This is a genomic window from Klebsiella sp. RIT-PI-d (assembly GCF_001187865.1).
Taxonomy (GTDB): Bacteria; Pseudomonadota; Gammaproteobacteria; order Enterobacterales; family Enterobacteriaceae; genus Superficieibacter.
In genome coordinates this window covers 14,049-32,840 of sequence record NZ_LGIT01000003.1, presented here as the reverse complement: position 1 = coordinate 32,840, position 18,792 = coordinate 14,049, and the positions used below count along the sequence as shown (strand labels likewise).

Below are 18,792 nucleotides of genomic sequence, written 5' to 3'. Positions count from 1 at the left end.
AATAATGTTTTGAGTCCGGATCAACAAATCCGCGGTAAGGGTTCGGCATGAGGCAAATCCAGAGTGCGTTTAATACCATACAGACCGGTCAGGCGCACCCCTTTACGTTCAACCACTTCCCCAATAATAGCAGCCTCGCGACCCAGCGGATGTGACTGAAGTTGCGCCAGCGCCTGCTCTGCCGTGTCGCGACTGACTGCAATCACCAGTTTACCTTCGTTAGCAAAATTAAGCGGATCAAGGCCCAACAGTTCGCATACGCCGCGCACCGCATCTTTTACCGGCAGGTGCTGCTCGTGAAGCTCGACGCCGCAGCCGCTGGAAAGCGCGAATTCATGCGCGACGGCGTTCACTCCGCCGCGTGTCGCATCGCGTAGCGCTTTGATGCCCGGCACAGGGCGCAGCATCTGGATAAGCGGCGTTAATACCGCACAGTCGCTGCTCAGCGCGCCGTCCAGTCCCAGCTGCTCACGCAGATTGAGGATCGTCGCGCCGTGGTCACCGAGCGTGCCGCTGACCAGCAGAACGTCACCAGGCATCAGAGATTGCGCCCCCCAGTGAAGATCGGCCGGGATGGCGCCGATGCCTGCGGTATTGATAAACAATTTGTCTGCCGCACCGCGCGGCACCACTTTTGTGTCGCCGGTGACAATGGCGATATCGGCCGCTCTGGCCGTTTGCGCCATGCTATTGACTACCGCCTCGAGCGTTGCCATCTCCAGCCCTTCTTCAAGGATGAAGCCGCAGGAGAGAAAGCGGGGAATTGCGCCGCTTACCGCCACGTCATTGGCCGTTCCGCACACCGCGAGCTTGCCGATATCACCGCCGGGAAAAAAAAGCGGATCGATAACATAGCTGTCGGTGGAAAAGGCCAGTCGGTCGCCCTGAGCGGTGAACTGCGCCAGACTCAGGCGCGCCTGGTCTTCCTGTTCCAGCAGCCACGGATTAGCAAAAGCCTGCATAAACAGGTCGCCGATCAACTGTTGCATCGCCTGACCGCCGCTGCCGTGGGCAATCTGAATCGTTTTCATTTTTCGCACTCCTGGCTTCGATATTGATACCAGGCGGCACAGGCTCCTTCGGAGGAAACCATTAGCGCGCCAAAGGCACTTTGCGGATTACAGGTATTCCCAAATAACCGGCATTGATGCGGTTTGCAGCGCCCCGTCAGGACATCGCCGCAGCGCGCACGCGGATCGTCGCTGGTTTGCTGTGGGGCTGGCTGAAAATGCGCCTCGGCGTCAAAGCGCTGATAAGGTGCGGTAAGCTGAACGCCAGAATCGGCAATCAGTCCCAGCCCGCGCCACTCGCTTTCGCCCTTGACGGTAAAGACGTCGGCAATGGCGTCCTGGGCGCGAGGATTACCGGCGTCCGGCACCACGCGACGATACTGGTTTTCAACCTGACTACAGGCCGTGATTTTTTGCTCAACCAGCATAGTGACGCCCTGCAGAAGATCAAGCGGTTCAAAGCCGGCGACCACCAGCGGGCGCTGATAAGTATCGGCGATAAAACCGTATGCCTCCACGCCAATTACCATGCTGACGTGACCGGGAGCGAGGAATGCGTCAATCCCGTTATCCGGCTGCTCAAGCAGGCTGCGCAGGGTGGGGATCAGGGTTATGTGCTGGCAGAAAAAGAAGAAATTGTTGAGGTTACGCGCCAGAGCCTGCTGAAGGACGATCGCCGTCGCGGGCATGGTGGTTTCAAACCCCAGGCCGAAAAAGACCACTTTGCGGTCCGGGTTTTCCTGCGCCAGCCGCAGGGCATCCATCGGCGAGTAGATAATTCGAATATCCGCACCGCGTGCTTTGGCCTGCATCAGCGAGCCATTTTTACCCGGCACCCGCATCGCATCACCAAAGGTACAAAAAATCACCTCCGGGTGGCTGGCGATTTCAATACAGCTATCAATGCGGCCCATCGGCAGCACGCATACCGGGCAGCCGGGACCATGAATAAATTCGATATTTTCCGGCAGCAGCTGGTCGAGGCCAAATTTGAAAATCGCGTGGGTGTGGCCGCCGCAGACTTCCATAATGCGTAAGGGACGGGCAGCGGTATAATCCAGATGCACCGCCCGACTCCGCAGATGATCTATAAGCTGCATAACCTGTTCTGGCGCGCGGTATTCATCAACGAAACGCATTACTTCTCCTCGCCAAACAGCAGCGCGCCGACGTCCGGCTCGACTTCAAACATATTTTGCAGCGCCTCGAGCGTGTCGCGCGCCTCTGCTTCATCAATCACGCTCATCGCAAAACCGACGTGTACCAGTACCCACTGGCCAAGACGGGATGCGCCGTTTTCATCGCAGTGGCCGACCAGCGTCAGATCGACCTCGCGTTGCACGCCGCAGACGTCCACTCTCGCCAGGTTGCCGTCAATGGTGCGAATTTGCCCCGGAACGCCTATGCACATCGCTGCGCCTCCAGCCAGGTGAGCCAGGTCTCCATGCCTTCGCCGCTGGTGGCGGAAATAAGCATGATTTCAATTTCAGGGTTCACTTCTCGCGCCGCGGCGATGCACTGCTCCACGTCAAAATTCAGGTACGGCAGTAAGTCCACTTTATTAAGCAGCATCAGCGAAGCGGCGGCAAACATATGCGGATATTTCAGCGGTTTATCTTCTCCTTCAGTGACTGACAGCACCGCCACCTTACAGCGTTCACCGAGATCGAAGCTTGCCGGGCAGACCAGATTGCCGACATTTTCAATAAACAGAATGCCGTTTTTTTCCAGCGGCAGGCGCGGGGCGGCATCGGCAATCATCTGAGCGTCAAGATGACACCCTTTACCGGTATTCACCTGAATCGCCGGTGTGCCGGTTGCGCGAATACGGGCGGCGTCGTTGACCGTTTGCTGATCGCCTTCGATGACCGCACAGGAGACCTTATCTTTCAGGCGCAGCAGCGTTTCGGTCAGCAGGGTGGTTTTACCGGAGCCGGGGCTGGAAACCAGATTCAGCACCAGTTGCTCCTGAGCGGCAAAGCGCGCGCGATTGCGGGCAGCGAGCTGATTGTTTTTATCCAGCACGTTGATTTCGACTTCCAGCATTCGCCGCTGGCTGATGCCGGGAGCGTGGGTTCCGGCTTCACCGTGACCATAATGCAGATCGCCACCCGTTGACTCTTGCGGATGAAAACCGGCTGTTTTCAGGCCGGTAATAGCGAGTGCCGGGCGAGACGCAGGCGCGAAGGGCGCGCTGCGAAACGCGGAGTGCGGGTTATGTTCGTCACCCTCAATATAAAGGTTGCCTTCAGCACAACCGCATGTCGTACACATAATTTACTCCTGATCAATTTCAAGGCGCTGGATCTGTAATCCATCGTCGGCCACGATCTGCAACGTGCCGCTCTCGCACTGCGGGCAGCGGCGGACGTGCTGTGAAACCAGATGAACAAATTGCTGGCAGCGATCGCACCAGCATTCCGCCTGTTGTTCTTCAACGTGCAGTTTACAGCCTTCTGCCAGCGTGCCGCGGCAGACCAGATCAAAACAAAAGGTAAGGGCCGCAGGCTCTACGCAGGAAAACGCGCCCACTTTGAGCCATACGCCGGTCACGCGTTTTGCGCCGTGCGATGCGGCCTGTTGTTCGATGATCTCCAGCGCCCGCTGGCAGAGCGTAATTTCGTGCATAGCCCCTCCGGTACAAGATGCCCAACTAATGCAATAACGGTGCCAGTTACCCCTGAACAGCAAAGTAGCGCTGTCGGTGACGATGTCGAGGTGACGAAATGACATGTCAATAAATTGCAGTCTCTATTATAAAATTCATAAAAATCAGATAATTAAAAACTGGCATAGAAAGTGCTTATCAGGGATGTCTCTTTTAACCGGGTAACCTGACATGACTATTTGGGAAATTAGCGAGAAAGCTGATTACATCGCTGATCGACACCGCCGCCAGCAGGATCAGTGGCGCAACTACTGCAATTCTTTGGTCCAGGGGCTGACGCTATCTAAAGCCCGTCTGCATCATGCGATGAGCTGCGCGCCGGAAAAAGATCTCTGTTTTGTCCTTTTTGAGCACTTCACGATTTACGTCACGCTGGCCGCAGGCTTCAACAGCCATACCATCGAATATTACGTTGAGACGCGCGAGGGTGAAGATAAGCAGCTGATTGCGCAGGCGCAATTAACCAGCGACGGCAAGGTCGACGGCCGTATTGATAGCCGCAATCGCGAGCAGGTGCTTGAGCACTATCTGGAAAAGATCTCTGCCGTATATGACAGCCTGTATACCGCGGTAGAAAACGATCTTCCTGTTGATTTAAGCCAACTGGTGAACAAACAGGGACAGGCCACGCTGGCCTGAAGTTACCCGTGTCGATAAGTGTCGAAATTGACACCGGCCGACACGATTTCGTCAAAAATGACAATCACCTGAGGAATGCCTGGTGAATCGTTTTGTAATTGCTGACTCCACCCTCTGTATCGGCTGCCGCACCTGTGAGGCTGCCTGTGCCGAGACGCATCGTCAGCACGGCCTGCAAGTCATGCCGCGTCTGCGTGTTATGCGTAATGAAAAAGAATCTGCTCCGCAGATGTGCCACCACTGTGAAGATGCGCCGTGCGCCGGAGTTTGTCCGGTTAACGCGATTACCCGCGTCGACGGTGCGGTACAGCTGAATGAGAGCCTGTGCGTAAGCTGCAAGCTGTGCGGCATTGCCTGTCCGTTTGGCGCGATTGAATTTTCCGGCAGCCGACCGCTGTATATTCCGGCAAACGCTAACACGTCGAAAGCGCCACCGGCACCGCCGGCACCGGCTCGCGTGAGCACGCTGCTGGACTGGGTCCCGGGTGTCCGCGCCATTGCGGTGAAATGCGATATGTGTGATTTCGATGAGCAGGGACCGGCGTGTGTGCGCACCTGTCCAACAAAAGCGCTGATGATCGTGAATAACCGCGACATTACGCTGGCTAACAAGCGTAAGCGTGCGCTGACTATTAATACCGACTTCGGCGATTTGTCGCTGTTTCAGGCTCAAAATGGAGAGGCGAAATGACGGCGGCTTCTTTAGTAAGCCAGGCGGTGGTCTGGTATGTCGCCAGCGCGGTGCTGGCAGGCGTGTTTTGCGCCGGGAAAAGAGTGAGTGGAGCCATTGCCGGGATCGGCGGTGCGATAGCAAGCGCCATGGTCGCCATTGGTGGTTTCCAGGTATTGATGAGCTGGATGGCTGCCGGCAGCCAGGGCGTGTCCGTCAACATGGCGGCGATACCTTATACGCATCTGAGCGTTGAGCTGACCGGTATTAATGCCGTATGGCTGGTGGCAATTGGCTTATCGGCACTGTTTATTAGCCTCTTCAACATTAGCTGGCACGGTCATGCACAGGTGAAATCCAACGGTCTGCTGGTCAATGTGCTGATGGCCGCGGCCGTCTGTGCGGTGACCGCAAGTAACCTTGGTACACTGGTGGTGATGGCTGAAGTCATGGCACTGTGCGCCGCATTTCTTACCGGTTGCGCGCAATCCGGCAAACTGTGGTTTGTACTGGGACGCCTGGGCACCCTTCTGCTGGCCATTGCCTGCTGGCTGACGTGGCAGCGCTACGGTTCGCTCAATATTGGTCTGGTGCACTTGCGCGTACTACAACAGCCGCTGGGCAATGATATCTGGCTACTTGCTGTCATCGGCTTTGGGCTGCTGGCAGGCGTCATCCCGCTGCACAGCTGGGTTCCGCAGGCCCACGCCAGTGCCAGCGCGCCTGCTGCGGCGCTATTTTCTACAGTGGTGATGAAAGTAGGGCTGTTTGGGTTACTGACCTTTACCACCCTGGAAGTGAATGTTCCGCTATGGTGGGGCGTCGTACTGCTGGTGCTGGGTATGATTACGGCCTTTGTTGGCGGCCTGTATGCGCTGATGGAGCACAATATCCAGCGTCTGCTGGCCTATCACACCCTGGAAAACATCGGCATTATCCTGCTGGGGTTGGGCGTTGGCGTGGCGGGTATATCGCTGCGTTCACCGCTATTGATGGTGCTGGGCTTTACCGGCGGACTCTATCACCTCGTTAACCACAGTCTGTTTAAAACGACGTTATTCCTGGGCGCAGGCGCGGTCTGGTTCCGTACTGGCCATCGCGACATCGAGAAGCTGGGCGGCATCGGTAAAAAAATGCCGCTGATTTCGCTGGCGATGCTGGTGGGTCTGATGGCGATGGCCGCGCTGCCGCCGCTGAACGGTTTTGCGGGCGAGTGGGTTATCTATCAATCGTTCTTCGCGTTAGGCAATCACAGCGTCTTTGTTGCGCGTCTTCTCGGACCGCTGCTGGCCGTCGGGCTGGCGATCACCGGTGCGCTGGCCGTGATGTGTATGGCAAAAGTCTACGGCGTTACCTTCCTTGGCGCACCGCGCACGAAGGAAGCGGAGAATGCAACGTCCGCGCCGTGGCTGATGAATATCAGCGTCGGTCTGGCTGCACTGAGCTGTATCGTCGGCGGTATCGCTGCGCCGTGGCTGCTGCCGTTAGTCGGTAGTCTCTTCCATTTCAGCGCCGACGCCACGGCCTCCGTGGTATCGCAGCCGATGATCGCTCTGCTGCTGATCGCCTGTCCGCTACTGCCGTTCATCATCATGATGGTGTTCAAACGCGACCGTCTGTCTGCCCGTTCACGCGGTCCGGCCTGGGTTTGCGGCTACGATCACGAACGGTCCATGGTCATTACCGCGCACGGTTTTGCGATGCCGGTAAAAGAGGCATTTGCGCCGGTGCTTAAGCTGCGCAAATGGCTGAACCCGGTGCGCTTCATTCCCGGCTGGCAGGGCGACTGCATCGCGGTTCTGTGCCGCCGTATTGCGCTGGTTGAGCTGGCGGTACTGGTAGTGATTGTGGTTACGCGAGGAGCCTGAAAATGACCTATGTTCTTGCTTTAATTCAGGCGCTGGCGCTGTTTGCCTTCGCGCCGCTGCTTTCCGGCATCACCCGCGTGGCGCGTGCCCGAATGCATAACCGTCGCGGACCCGGCGTTCTCCAGGAGTACCGCGACATTATCAAACTGATGGGGCGTCAGAGCGTTTCGCCTGCCGCTGCCGGCTGGGTATTTCGCGCGACCCCGTTTGTGATGGCCGGCGTGATGCTGGCGATTGCCGCCACGCTGCCGGTGGTGACGGTCGCCTCTCCACTGCCGGAGCTGGGCGATCTGATCACCCTTATCTATCTGTTCGCCGTCGCGCGCTTTTTCTTCGCCATTTCAGGTCTGGATACCGGCAGCCCGTTCACAGCCATCGGCGCAAGCCGTGAAGCGATGCTGGGCGTGCTGGTGGAGCCGATGCTGCTGCTCGGCCTGTGGGTTGCTGCGCAGGTGGCTGGCTCCACGCACATTAGCAGCATTACCGACACGCTGTATCACTGGCCTGTTGCGCGCAGTATTCCGCTGATCCTCGCACTGTGTGCCTGTGCTTTCGCCACGTTCATCGAAATGGGCAAACTGCCGTTTGACCTTGCGGAAGCGGAGCAGGAGTTACAGGAAGGTCCGCTGTCTGAATACAGCGGCAGCGGTTTTGGCGTGATCAAGTGGGCTATCAGCCTGAAACAGCTGGTGGTTCTGCAAATGTTCGTCGGTGTATTTATCCCGTGGGGACAAATGACCAGCTTCAGCATCGGCGGTCTGCTGCTGGCGCTGATCGTGGCCGTCGTAAAAGTCGTTATCGGCGTGCTGATTATCGCGCTGTTCGAAAACAGCATGGCGCGGCTGCGTCTTGATATCACCGGACGCATTACCTGGGCCGGATTCGGTATTGCCTTTTTAGCTTTCGTCTCCCTGCTGGCGGCGTTTTAAGAGAATTTATTTATGTCTGAAGAAAAAATCGGTCAACACTATCTCGCCGCACTGCATCAGGCTTTTCCGGGCGCTGTGCTGGATGAAGCGTGGCAGACGAAAGATCAAATCACAATCACCGTGAAGGTGAACTCCCTACCGGAAGTGGTGGAGTTTCTTTATTACCAACAGGGCGGCTGGCTGTCGGTCCTGTTCGGTAACGATGAACGTCCGCTGTGCGGCAATTATGCGGTTTACTACGTGATGTCGATGGAGCAGGGGACGAAGTGCTGGATAACCGTGCGCGTCGACGTCGATGCGAATACGCTGGAGTTTCCGTCCGTCACGCCGCGCGTCCCTGCGGCGGTATGGGGCGAGCGCGAAGTGCGCGACATGTATGGCCTGATCCCGGTCGGCCTGCCGGACGAGCGCCGGCTGGTGCTGCCCGACGACTGGCCGGACGATCTCTATCCGCTGCGTAAAGACAGCATGGATTATCGTCAGCGTCCCGCGCCGACTACCGACGCCGAGACCTACCAGTTCATTAACGAACTGGGCGATAAGAAAAATAACGTGGTGCCGATTGGCCCGCTGCACGTGACGTCTGATGAACCAGGCCACTTCCGCCTGTTTGTTGACGGCGAAAATATTATTGATGCTGACTATCGCCTGTTTTATGTCCATCGCGGTATGGAAAAACTGGCAGAAACCCGGATGGGTTATAACGAAGTCACCTTCCTTTCTGACCGCGTGTGTGGTATCTGCGGCTTTGCCCACAGCACGGCTTATACCACCTCTGTTGAAAACGCGATGGGAATTGTGGTGCCGGAACGCGCCCAGATGATCCGCGCCATTCTGCTGGAAGTGGAGCGTCTGCACTCGCATCTGCTGAACCTCGGCCTGGCCTGTCACTTTACCGGTTTTGACTCCGGCTTTATGCAGTTCTTCCGCGTGCGCGAAGCCTCCATGAAAATGGCGGAGATCCTGACCGGGGCGCGTAAAACCTACGGCATGAACCTGATTGGCGGCATCCGTCGCGATCTGCTGAAAGACGACATGATCCAGACCCGCCTGCTGGCGCAGCAGATGCGTCGTGACGTGAAAGAGCTGGTAGATGTTCTGCTCAGTACGCCGAATATGGAGCAGCGTACCGTCGGTGTGGGTCGCCTCGACCCGGAAATCGCCCGTGATTTCAGCAACGTTGGCCCAATGGTTCGCGCCAGCGGCCACGCCCGCGATACCCGCGCCGACCATCCGTTTGTCGGTTATGGCCTGCTGCCGATGGAAGTCCACAGCGAGCAGGGCTGTGACGTCATTTCACGCCTCAAAGTGCGTATTAACGAAGTGTTTACCGCCCTGAATATGATCGACTACGGCCTCGACAATCTGCCGGGTGGCGCGCTGATGGTCGATGGTTTTACGTATATTCCGAACCGCTTCGCCCTCGGTTTTTCCGAAGCGCCTCGTGGGGACGATATTCACTGGAGCATGACCGGCGACAACCAGAAGCTGTACCGCTGGCGCTGCCGTGCGGCGACCTATGCGAACTGGCCGACGCTGCGTTATATGCTGCGCGGCAATACCGTTTCCGACGCACCGTTGATTATCGGTAGCCTCGATCCTTGCTACTCCTGTACCGACCGCATGACCGTCGTCGATGTGCGGAAGAAGAAAAGCAAAGTGGTGCCGTACAAAGAACTTGAGCGTTACAGCATTGAGCGCAAAAACTCGCCGCTGAAATAAGGAATCGCCATGTTTACCTTTATCAAAAAAGTTATTAAAACCGGCACGGCGACGTCCTCATACCCGCTGGAGCCGATTGCCGTCGATCCTAATTTTCGCGGCAAACCGGAGCACAATCCGCAGCAGTGTATCGGATGTGCGGCGTGTGTGAACGCCTGTCCGTCCAATGCGCTAACCGTTGAAACCGATCTTGCTACCGGCGAGCAGGCGTGGCAGTTCAATCTCGGGCGCTGCATTTTCTGTGCTCGCTGCGAAGAAGTGTGTCCGACAGCGGCAATTAAGCTTTCGCAGGAGTACGAGCTGGCGGTGTGGCGAAAAGAAGACTTTCTTCAGCAGTCGCGTTTTGCGCTATGCAACTGCCGGGTGTGCCAGCGGCCTTTTGCGGTGCAAAAAGAGATCGACTACGCCATTGCCCTGCTCAAACATAACGGCGACAGCCGTGCGGAACACCACCGCGAAATATTTGAGACTTGCCCGGACTGTAAGCGTCAGAAATGCCTGGTGCCGTCCGACCGCATTGAATTGACGCGTCATATGAAAGAGGCCAGTTAATGAGCAATTTATTAGGTCCGCGCGATGCCAACGGCATTCCGGTGCCGATGACGGTGGACGAATCCATCGCCAGCATGAAAACCTCGCTGCTGAAAAACATCAAACGTTCAGCCTACGTTTATCGCGTGGACTGCGGCGGCTGCAACGGCTGTGAAATCGAAATTTTCGCCTCTATTTCGCCGCTGTTCGATGCTGAGCGCTTCGGAATCAAAGTGGTTCCGTCGCCGCGTCATGCGGATATTCTGCTCTTCACGGGGGCCGTGACTCGCGCTATGCGCTCCCCGGCGCTGCGCGCCTGGCAGTCTGCGCCGGACCCGAAAATCTGTATCTCTTACGGGGCCTGCGGCAATAGCGGCGGTATTTTCCACGACCTGTACTGCGTCTGGGGCGGCACCGACAAAATCGTTCCGGTTGATGTTTACATTCCGGGCTGTCCGCCAACCCCTGCGGCCACGCTGTACGGTTTTGCGATGGCGCTTGGCCTGCTGGAGCAGAAAATCCACGCCCGCGAGCCGGGTGAGCTGGACGTACAGGCGGCTGAAATTCTGCATCCCGATATGGTGCAGCCGCTGCGCGTGAAAGTCGATCGCGAAGCGCGTCGCCTGGCCGGTTACCGCTACGGTCGCCAGATTGCCGACGACTATTTGCGCCTGATAGGCCAGGGCGAGCAGCAGGTTGCGCGCTGGCTGGAGGCTGAAAAAGATCCGCGTCTGACGGAGATCGTGACCCATCTGAATCAGGTTGTTGAAGAGGCGCGTATCCGATGAGTGAAAAGGTGGTGTTCAGTCAGCTGAGCCGTAAATTTATTGATGAGAACGATGCGACGCCCGCCGAGGCGCAGCAGGTGGTCTATTACAGCCTGGCGATTGGTCACCATCTTGGGGTGATCGACTGTCTGGAGGCGGCGCTGACCTGCCCGTGGCAAGATTATCTGGCATGGATAGGCACGCTGGAGACGGGCACCGAGGCCCGACGTAAAATGGAAGGCGTGCCAAAATACGGCGAAATCGTTATTGATTTTAACCATGTCCAGATGCTGGCGCACGCGTTTGATAACGCGCGCGCCGCGCAGACGCCACAGCAGCAAGAGTGGAGTAAACTGATGCTCAGTATGCTCCATGATATTCACCAGGAAAGCGCCATCTATCTGATGGTAAGGAGACTCCGTGACTGACGTTTTATTGTGTGTAGGCAACAGTATGATGGGTGACGACGGCGCGGGGCCGCTGCTGGCAGAAATGTGCGCCGCAAATCCGCAGGGGAACTGGGTAGTTATTGACGGCGGCAGCGCGCCCGAAAACGATATTGTCGCCATCCGCGAACTGCGCCCAACGCGTCTGCTGATTGTCGATGCCACCGATATGGGGCTAAATCCCGGTGAAATCCGCATTGTCGACCCGGATGACATCGCTGAAATGTTTATGATGACCACCCATAATATGCCGCTTAACTACCTGGTCGATCAGCTTAAAGATGACGTTGGAGAAGTGATTTTCCTCGGCATTCAGCCGGATATCGTGGGCTTTTATTATCCCATGACCCAGCCCATCAAAGAGGCGGTAGAGACCGTCTATGCGCACCTCGCCGACTGGCAGGGTGAGGGTGGCTTCGCCCGACTGTGAAACCGCGGTAGATCCTCCGCCCGGTGGCGCTGCGCTTACCGGGCCTGAGAGGGAGCGTTATATTTTGCTAATCAACACGTCAGGCGATTACGTCAGGTCGGCCCCGTTGCTGGCAATCACTTTTTTATACCACCAGAACGATTTCTTCCTTTTACGATCCAGGGTGCCGTTGCCCGCATCATCGCGGTCGACCCACACAAAACCGTAGCGCTTGCTCATTTCACCGGTGGACGCGGCGACCAGATCGATGCAGCCCCAGGTGGTGTAGCCGATGACCGGGATACCGTCGTCAATAGCATCGCCCATTGCGCGAATGTGTTCGCGCAGGTAACTGATGCGATAATCATCCTCTATTTCTCCTGCGACGTTAAATTCATCATGCGCGCCAAGACCATTTTCGACTAAAAACAACGGCTTCTGGTAGCGGTCATACATCATATTCATGGTAATGCGCAGGCCGAGTGGATCAATGCCCCAGCCCCATTCGCTGACCTGAATATGCGGATTTCGCAGGGATTTAACGATGTTCGCGGCGTTAGTATTTTGGGCGTTCATATCAGCAGACGCACAGCGTGAGGCATAGTAGCTGAATGACACAAAATCTACGGTGTTCTTCAGGATCTCATCGTCACCTACTTCTTTGACAATGGCGATGCCTTTTTCGCGAAACACCCGGGCGGCATAAGCGGGATACGCGCCGCGCGCCTGGACATCGATGAAAAACAGATTTTCGCGGTCTTTCTCCAGCGCCATCCATACATCTTCCGGCTTGCAGGAGTAAGGATAGAAATTGCCGCCCGCCAGCATACAGCCGACCTGATTCTGCGGATTAATGTCATGAGCGACTTTCGTCGCCAGCGCGCTGGCCACCAGTTCATGATGGGCTGCCTGATATTTTACCTGCTCCTGATTATCGTCTGCTTCAAACACCAGCCCGGCACCAGAAAAGGGGCTGTGCAGCATGATGTTAATCTCATTAAAGGTCAGCCAGTATTTCACCAGCCCGTTAAATTCTTCAAAGCAGGTACGCGCATAGCGGGTAAAAAAGTCGACCATTTTGCGGCTGCGCCACGAACCGTATTCCGTAACCAGATGCATTGGCACGTCAAAATGGCATAGCGTCACCAGCGGCTCAATGTTGTACTTTTTACACTCTTCAAAAACGGCGCGGTAAAAGGCAATACCCTGTTGATTAGGCTGCGGCTCATCGCCGTTGGGATAGAGGCGGCTCCAGGCAATCGAGGTGCGAAAGACGGTAAATCCCATCTCCGCCATCAGGGCGATGTCTTCTTTATAACGATGGTAAAAATCAATCGCCTGGTGGCTCGGATAATATTCATCCTCGCGCAGGGCAAAGCGCTTCTCCTGCCCAAGCTTAACGGGCAGGCGGTTATTACCGTGCGGGATCATATCGACGGTGGTCAATCCCTTGCCGCCCTCCAGATACGCGCCTTCAGACTGATTGGCGGCCATTGCACCGCCCCATAAAAAATCCTGCGGGAAGGAAGATGTGCTCATGCATTACCTCGCTGAATATCCATGTTTTGAATATGGTTTTTACTGGCGGCTGTTTTTTCCGGCTGAGGCGCTTCAACCGGAATATCCTCAAAGCCCAGCACCAGGGTAAGAATAAACGAGAGTACCACGGCCAGCGCCATAACGCCGAAGACCCAGAAAAGCGTCATTGGGTTCGCCGGATCGAAAAACTGGACGCTGGTAAACAGTCCCGGAGCGGCCATTGAATGGCTGGCCAGCCCGGCGATCCCCGCTACCGCCCCGCAGATAAATCCGCTGATCAGGCTGGCTATCAATGGACGTTTCAGGCGGATGGCGACCCCGTACAGCGCCGGTTCTGAAATCCCGGCCATAATGGCCGAGGCCGCCGCCGCCAGCGCCGTCTGACGCAGTTCCGGGTTTTTGGTTTTCCATGCGACCGCCAGCGAAGACCCGCCGAGCGACAGGTTAGCGCCAATTTCTGATGGCATCACCATGCCTTCTTTGCCGGTTTCAGCAATCGTCTGAATGATGGTCGGGGTAAATACGCGGTGCATGCCGGTCATCACCAGTAGCGGCCACAGTGCGCCCATAATCGCTACCGATAGCCAGCCCAGGTAATCGTGAACGGTGTACACCAGCGCCGAAATGGCGCTACCGATCCAGATGCCCACCGGGCCGATGAGCAGAATAGCCAGCGGGGCGGCAATCAGGACGATCAACATCGGTTTGAGGAAGTTTTTAGTCACCGCAGGCGTGATGCGATCGACCCAGCGTTCGATATACGACAGGCACCAGGTCATTACCAGCGCCGGGATCACCGTATAGGTGTATTTCACCGCCGTTACCGGGATCAGCGCAAATTCAACCTGTTCACCCTGCGCCGCTTTTGCCATTAATTCGATAAAGCCCGGATGTACCAGCACCCCGGCAATAGCAATCGCCAGCGACATATTCGTTTTGAACTTGACTGCTGCCGAGGCGGCCACCATCAGCGGCAGGAAGAAAAAGGCCCCGTCACCGATGACCGTCAGAATGGTCAGGGTTGACGAGCCTTTGGTCAGTAAACCGGTCATTTCCAGGATCATCGCCAGCAGTTTTACCATCGATCCGCCGATGATCGCCGGGATCAGCGGTGACATCGTGCCGATCAGCGCGTCGAGTATTCCCGCGCCGATGCGGCGCAGGGTCAGCGGCGGTTTACCCGTGGGTGCCGGGGGCTGCATATCCTGCGGCAGCAGGCTGATAACGTCGCCATAGGCCTGAGAAACGGTATTGCCGATAATCACCTGGCACTGATTGTCGTTACGCACCACGCCAAGGACGCCGCTGAGGCTTTTGAGCGTCGCGCTGTCGATTTGAGTCGGATCTTTCACCACAAAACGCAGACGCGTCATGCAGTGAGTGACCGCTGCGATGTTATCCGCGCCGCCCAGTGCATCAAGCACCGAACGGGCCAGTGCTGCATAGTTTTTTGCCATCGGATCTGTGTCCTGTTTTTTGGTTAGATGACATCATCGCCGCGCTGCGTTGATGAAATAGTGTATAGGAAACCGGTTCCACAAAAGGATGATGAGTTTGGATTTTCCAGGCAAGTTTTAAATTTTTTATGTTGCGAAATTGTGATGCAGATCGCCAGGACTCAGGTGGCGTTTGCAGACTGGCGCTGTAAATTGGCAGAGGGTGAAGTACACTGCTGAGATCATAAAAAGAGGGATGAATGGTATGGCAACGATGCTGGAAGTGGCGAAGCGGGCAGGGGTGTCGAAGGCCACGGTTTCACGCGTGTTGACAGGCAATGGCTATGTCAGCCAGCAAACCAAAGATCGTGTCTATCAGGCTATTGAAGAGAGTGGCTACCGACCTAATTTGCTGGCTCGCAGCCTGGCAAACCGGTCGACGCAGACCATTGGGCTGGTAGTGACCAATACGCTTTATCACGGGGTTTATTTTAGTGAGTTGCTGTTTCACGCCGCCCGGATGACTGAAGATAAAGGCCGCAGGTTAATTCTCGCTGATGGTAAACATAGCGCTCAGGACGAGCGCGAAGCCATTGAGTATTTGCTGGATCTACGTTGCGATGCGGTCATTATTTATCCGCGCTTTTTAAGCGTGGATGAAATGGATGAAATTATTCATAGTCACAGTCAGCCGATTATGGTGATTAACCGGCGTTTGCGCCATAACAGCAGCCACTGTGTCTGGTCCGATCAAAAGGCCTCCAGCTTTCACGCTATATCGCAGCTTATCGCTATGGGGCATCGCGATATCGCGTTTATTACCGGCTCGCTGGACTCACCAACCGGGATCGAACGTCTTGCGGGGTATAAAGAGGCGCTGAGTCAGAACGGTATTGCCGTACGTGATGCGCTGATTGCGGAGGGGAAATGGACGCCGTCGACCGGCGCCTCAGGCGTCGATACGCTACTTTTACGTCAGGTGTCGTTTTCAGCGCTGGTGGCCAGCAATGACGATATGGCGACCGGGGCCATCAAGCAGCTTCACCAGCAGGGTATCCGCGTACCGGAACAGGTATCGGTGCTGGGGTTTGATGACACGGCCCTCGCGCCGTATCTGATCCCTTCCCTTTCCAGCGTCAGGCTACCGGTTACGGAGATGATTAAGGAAACCATCAGCCGCCTGATATTTATGCTCGACGGCGGCGAATTTAATTATCAGCAAGTTTTCAATGGTGAACTGATGCTGCGTGATTCGATTATTGCCGGTCCCTGCGCCTGAACCTCGTCAAATTGTCATCGACACAAGTGTCGATGACAGCGTCAAAAACGATCCTCGCTAATAAATATCATTTAAAATCATGTAATTAATAGTTGGCGCGAATTATGCATCCTCCAGCGCGTTATTAGCCATTACTGGAGTGTTTGATGAACCGTTTCATCATTGCGGATGCGAGCAAATGCATTGGCTGTCGTACCTGCGAAGTTGCCTGCGTGGTATCCCACCAGCAGGATCAGGACTGCGCAGCCCTGACGCCGCATAATTTTCAGCCGCGTATTCACGTTATCAAAGGGGTCAATATTTCTACGGCAACGCTGTGCCGTCAGTGCGAAGACGCGCCATGTGCCAACGTTTGCCCGAACGGGGCAATCAGCCGCGATAAAGGCTTTGTCCACGTGATGCAGGAACGCTGCATTGGCTGTAAAACCTGTGTTGTCGCCTGTCCTTACGGCGCGATGGAAGTGGTTTTGCGCCCGGTTGTACGCAACAGCGGCAGCGGACTGAACGTACGTGCGGAAAAAGCCGAAGCCAATAAGTGCGATTTATGTCATCAGCGTGAAGCCGGCCCGGCGTGCATGGAAGTCTGTCCGACGCATGCGCTGGTCTGCGTTGACCGCGACAAACTCGAACAGTTAAGCGCAGAAAAACGTCGTCGTACTGCGCTGGATGCTGCAACGTCCCTGATATTTTAAATCCCATTCGTTTCACTTTTAACAGGTCTGTTACTGATGAAAAAAATTACGAGCGTATGTCCTTATTGCGGTGCTGGCTGCAAATTAAAGCTGGTTGTTGAGAAAGATCGTATTATCCGCGCGGAAGCGGCGGACGGTAAAACTAACCAAAATGAACTCTGTCTGAAGGGCTATTACGGTTGGGATTTTCTGAATGACACCAAACTCCTGACGCCGCGCCTGACGCAGCCGATGATCCGCTATCAAAAGGGCGGCAAATTTACGCCGGTAAGCTGGGATGAAGCCATTCGCTATACCGCCAAACGGTTGAGCGAAATAAAAGAAAAACACGGTCCACGCGCGATTATGACCACCGGGTCATCGCGCGGAACCGGTAACGAAACCAACTATGTGATGCAGAAATTCGCCCGCGGCGTTCTGCATACCAATAATGTCGACTGCTGTGCCCGCGTGTGTCATGGCCCGTCGGTTGCCGGTTTGCAGGAAACGCTGGGCAACGGGGCCATGAGCAATTCCATCGGCGATATCGAAAACTCGCGCTGCCTGCTGGTGTTTGGCTACAACTGTGCCGATTCACACCCGATTGTGGCCCGCCGGGTGATTAAAGCGAAGCAAAACGGGGCGAAAATCATCGTCTGCGATCCGCGTCGCATTGAAACTGCGCGCATTGCCGATCAGCATCTGCAAATCAGTAACGGCTGCAATATGGCGCTGGTGAATGCCTTCGCTTATGTGCTGCTGGAAGAAGATCTCTACGATAAAGAATATGTCTCGCGCTACACCACCGGGCTGGATGCGTATCGTGAAATGGTCAAAGACTACGCGCCGGAAGCCGTTGAGCATCTGACGGGCGTCTCTGCGCAGCAAATCCGTCAGGCTATGCGTGCTTATGCTGCCGCGCCTTCTGCGACCATTATGTGGGGCATGGGCGTGACCCAGTTTGGTCAGGCGGTTGACGTGGTGAAAGGCCTGTCGAGCCTCGCCCTGATGACCGGCAACCTTGGCCGCGAAAACGTCGGGGTAGGTCCGGTGCGCGGTCAGAACAATGTGCAGGGCGCGTGCGACATGGGCGTGCTGCCGAATCAGTTCCCCGGTTATCAGGATGTGGTCGATCCGGCGGTGCGGGAGAAATTTGCCAGCGCCTGGGGCATTGACGTTAATCTGATGGACGATAAAGTTGGCGTGCGGATCACGGAAGTACCGCATCTGGCGCTGGAAGGTAAGGTCAAAGCGTACTACATCATGGGCGAAGATCCGCTCCAGACCGAGGCCGATTTAGGGCTGGTGCGTAAAGGTTTCGAGGCCCTCGATTTTGTGGTGGTGCAGGATATCTTTATGACCAAAACCGCCGAGCAGGCCGACGTCTTGCTGCCTGCCACCTCATGGGGCGAGCATGGCGGCGTGTTTACCTGCGCCGACCGCGGCTTTCAGCGGTTCGAAAAAGCCATTGAACCGAAGTACAACGTCAAGCGCGACTGGGAAATCATCAGTCTTCTGGCCAGCGAAATGGGTTATCCGATGCATTATGACGATAACCAGCAAATCTGGGACGAAATGCGCGAGCTGTGCCCGCTGTTTTACGGCGTCACCTATGAAAAAATGGGTGATATGGGCCATGTTCAGTGGCCGTGCCCAACGCTGGATCATCCCGGTACACCGTATCTCTATGAGGGCAATAAATTCTCCACGCCGGACGGCAAAGGGCATCTGTTTGCTGCCCCGTGGCGCGCCCCGGCTGAGCTTCCCGATGAAGCTTATCCGCTGGTGCTGTGTACCGTGCGTGAGGTGGGACACTACTCCTGCCGTTCGATGACCGGAAACTGCGCGGCGCTGCAAACGCTGGCCGATGAGCCAGGTTTTATGCAAATCAACCCGCACGATGCAGAGCAACTGGGCGTCAGGGACGGGCAGCTGGTATGGGTCGAATCGCGTCGGGGTAAAGTCATTACCCGGGCTAATGTCAGCGAACGTATCAATTCCGGCAGCGTATACATGACCTATCAATGGTGGATCGGGGCCTGTAACGAACTGACCCAGGATAACCTCGACCCGGTTTCTAAAACGCCGGAAACCAAATATTGCGCGGTAAAAGTGGTCACCATTGCCGATCAGCGGCAGGCGGAAGAGTATGTGCAAACTACCTACAGTAATATGAAGGGGCGTTTGTGTGCAGCGATAGCGGAGTAA

At 56.0% G+C, this 18,792-nt stretch carries 19 protein-coding genes; 12 read left to right on the top strand and 7 right to left on the bottom strand.

Annotated features, from left to right (window positions below):
- Positions 1-20: 20 nt before the first annotated feature.
- Genes hypE through hypA form a run of 5 tightly spaced genes read right to left on the bottom strand, consistent with a single transcriptional unit; the run spans position 21 to position 3,638 of the window.
- Positions 21-1,031, bottom strand: a complete 1,011-nt coding sequence (gene hypE, locus AC791_RS00640; RefSeq protein ID WP_049838559.1) for a hydrogenase expression/formation protein HypE — start codon at positions 1,029-1,031, stop codon at positions 21-23.
- Entirely contained in the window at positions 1,028-2,149 is a 1,122-nt protein-coding gene (gene hypD, locus AC791_RS00635) for a hydrogenase formation protein HypD (RefSeq protein WP_049838558.1), read from the bottom strand. Before hypD ends, hypE begins: the two co-directional genes overlap by 4 nt.
- Entirely contained in the window at positions 2,149-2,421 is a 273-nt protein-coding gene (locus AC791_RS00630; protein ID WP_049838557.1) for a HypC/HybG/HupF family hydrogenase formation chaperone, read from the bottom strand. Before AC791_RS00630 ends, hypD begins: the two co-directional genes overlap by 1 nt.
- Positions 2,412-3,284 carry a hydrogenase nickel incorporation protein HypB gene (gene hypB / locus AC791_RS00625; RefSeq protein WP_049838556.1) on the bottom strand — a complete coding sequence of 291 codons (873 nt, stop codon included), beginning with the start codon at positions 3,282-3,284 and terminating at the stop codon, positions 2,412-2,414. Before hypB ends, AC791_RS00630 begins: the two co-directional genes overlap by 10 nt.
- 3 nt (positions 3,285-3,287) lie before the next feature.
- Positions 3,288-3,638 carry a hydrogenase maturation nickel metallochaperone HypA gene (gene hypA / locus AC791_RS00620; protein WP_049838555.1) on the bottom strand — a complete coding sequence of 117 codons (351 nt, stop codon included), beginning with the start codon at positions 3,636-3,638 and terminating at the stop codon, positions 3,288-3,290.
- A gap of 211 nt (positions 3,639-3,849) precedes the next feature.
- Between hypA and hycA the strand changes: the two genes are divergently transcribed.
- From hycA to hycI, 9 genes are all read left to right on the top strand, one after another.
- Positions 3,850-4,317, top strand: a complete 468-nt coding sequence (gene hycA, locus AC791_RS00615; RefSeq protein ID WP_049838554.1) for a formate hydrogenlyase regulator HycA — start codon at positions 3,850-3,852, stop codon at positions 4,315-4,317.
- 82 nt (positions 4,318-4,399) lie between these two features.
- Positions 4,400-5,008 carry a 4Fe-4S dicluster domain-containing protein gene (locus AC791_RS00610; RefSeq protein ID WP_049838553.1) on the top strand — a complete coding sequence of 203 codons (609 nt, stop codon included), beginning with the start codon at positions 4,400-4,402 and terminating at the stop codon, positions 5,006-5,008.
- A complete protein-coding gene (hycC, locus tag AC791_RS00605; RefSeq protein ID WP_049838552.1) occupies positions 5,005-6,855 on the top strand; it encodes a formate hydrogenlyase subunit 3 in 1,851 nt (616 codons plus the stop codon). Before AC791_RS00610 ends, hycC begins: the two co-directional genes overlap by 4 nt.
- 2 nt (positions 6,856-6,857) lie before the next feature.
- Positions 6,858-7,784 carry a respiratory chain complex I subunit 1 family protein gene (locus AC791_RS00600; protein WP_049838551.1) on the top strand — a complete coding sequence of 309 codons (927 nt, stop codon included), beginning with the start codon at positions 6,858-6,860 and terminating at the stop codon, positions 7,782-7,784.
- Between the two features lie 12 nt (positions 7,785-7,796).
- Positions 7,797-9,506 carry a formate hydrogenlyase subunit HycE gene (hycE, locus tag AC791_RS00595; RefSeq protein WP_049838550.1) on the top strand — a complete coding sequence of 570 codons (1,710 nt, stop codon included), beginning with the start codon at positions 7,797-7,799 and terminating at the stop codon, positions 9,504-9,506.
- Between the two features lie 9 nt (positions 9,507-9,515).
- Positions 9,516-10,058 (top strand): formate hydrogenlyase complex iron-sulfur subunit, encoded by a 543-nt coding sequence (locus AC791_RS00590; protein ID WP_049838549.1) that lies wholly within the window; start codon positions 9,516-9,518, stop codon positions 10,056-10,058.
- Positions 10,058-10,825: an NADH-quinone oxidoreductase subunit B family protein gene (locus AC791_RS00585; protein ID WP_049838548.1), complete on the top strand. Its 768-nt coding sequence runs from the start codon at positions 10,058-10,060 to the stop codon at positions 10,823-10,825. The genes AC791_RS00590 and AC791_RS00585 overlap by 1 nt, the downstream gene beginning before the upstream one ends.
- Positions 10,822-11,232, top strand: coding sequence for a formate hydrogenlyase maturation HycH family protein (locus AC791_RS00580; RefSeq protein ID WP_049838547.1), 411 nt, complete (start codon positions 10,822-10,824; stop codon positions 11,230-11,232). The genes AC791_RS00585 and AC791_RS00580 overlap by 4 nt, the downstream gene beginning before the upstream one ends.
- Positions 11,225-11,680 carry a hydrogenase maturation peptidase HycI gene (gene hycI / locus AC791_RS00575; RefSeq protein ID WP_049838546.1) on the top strand — a complete coding sequence of 152 codons (456 nt, stop codon included), beginning with the start codon at positions 11,225-11,227 and terminating at the stop codon, positions 11,678-11,680. Before AC791_RS00580 ends, hycI begins: the two co-directional genes overlap by 8 nt.
- Before the next feature lie 87 nt (positions 11,681-11,767).
- On the opposite strand, the gene AC791_RS00570 is transcribed toward hycI, so the two are convergent.
- Together AC791_RS00570 and ascF are read right to left on the bottom strand one after the other, a co-directional pair.
- Positions 11,768-13,198, bottom strand: coding sequence for a 6-phospho-beta-glucosidase (locus AC791_RS00570; RefSeq protein WP_049838545.1), 1,431 nt, complete (start codon positions 13,196-13,198; stop codon positions 11,768-11,770).
- Positions 13,195-14,655 (bottom strand): PTS cellobiose/arbutin/salicin transporter subunit IIBC, encoded by a 1,461-nt coding sequence (ascF, locus tag AC791_RS00565; protein ID WP_049838544.1) that lies wholly within the window; start codon positions 14,653-14,655, stop codon positions 13,195-13,197. Before ascF ends, AC791_RS00570 begins: the two co-directional genes overlap by 4 nt.
- Positions 14,656-14,899: 244 nt before the next feature.
- On the opposite strand from ascF, the gene AC791_RS00560 reads away from it, so the two are divergent.
- The 3 genes from AC791_RS00560 (at position 14,900) to fdhF (ending at position 18,792) form a co-directional block, all read left to right on the top strand.
- A complete protein-coding gene (locus AC791_RS00560; protein WP_049838543.1) occupies positions 14,900-15,913 on the top strand; it encodes a LacI family DNA-binding transcriptional regulator in 1,014 nt (337 codons plus the stop codon).
- A gap of 146 nt (positions 15,914-16,059) precedes the next feature.
- Positions 16,060-16,605, top strand: a complete 546-nt coding sequence (hydN, locus tag AC791_RS20265; RefSeq protein ID WP_049838542.1) for an electron transport protein HydN — start codon at positions 16,060-16,062, stop codon at positions 16,603-16,605.
- 36 nt (positions 16,606-16,641) lie between these two features.
- Positions 16,642-18,792, top strand: a complete 2,151-nt coding sequence (fdhF, locus tag AC791_RS00550) for a formate dehydrogenase subunit alpha (RefSeq protein WP_049838541.1) — start codon at positions 16,642-16,644, stop codon at positions 18,790-18,792.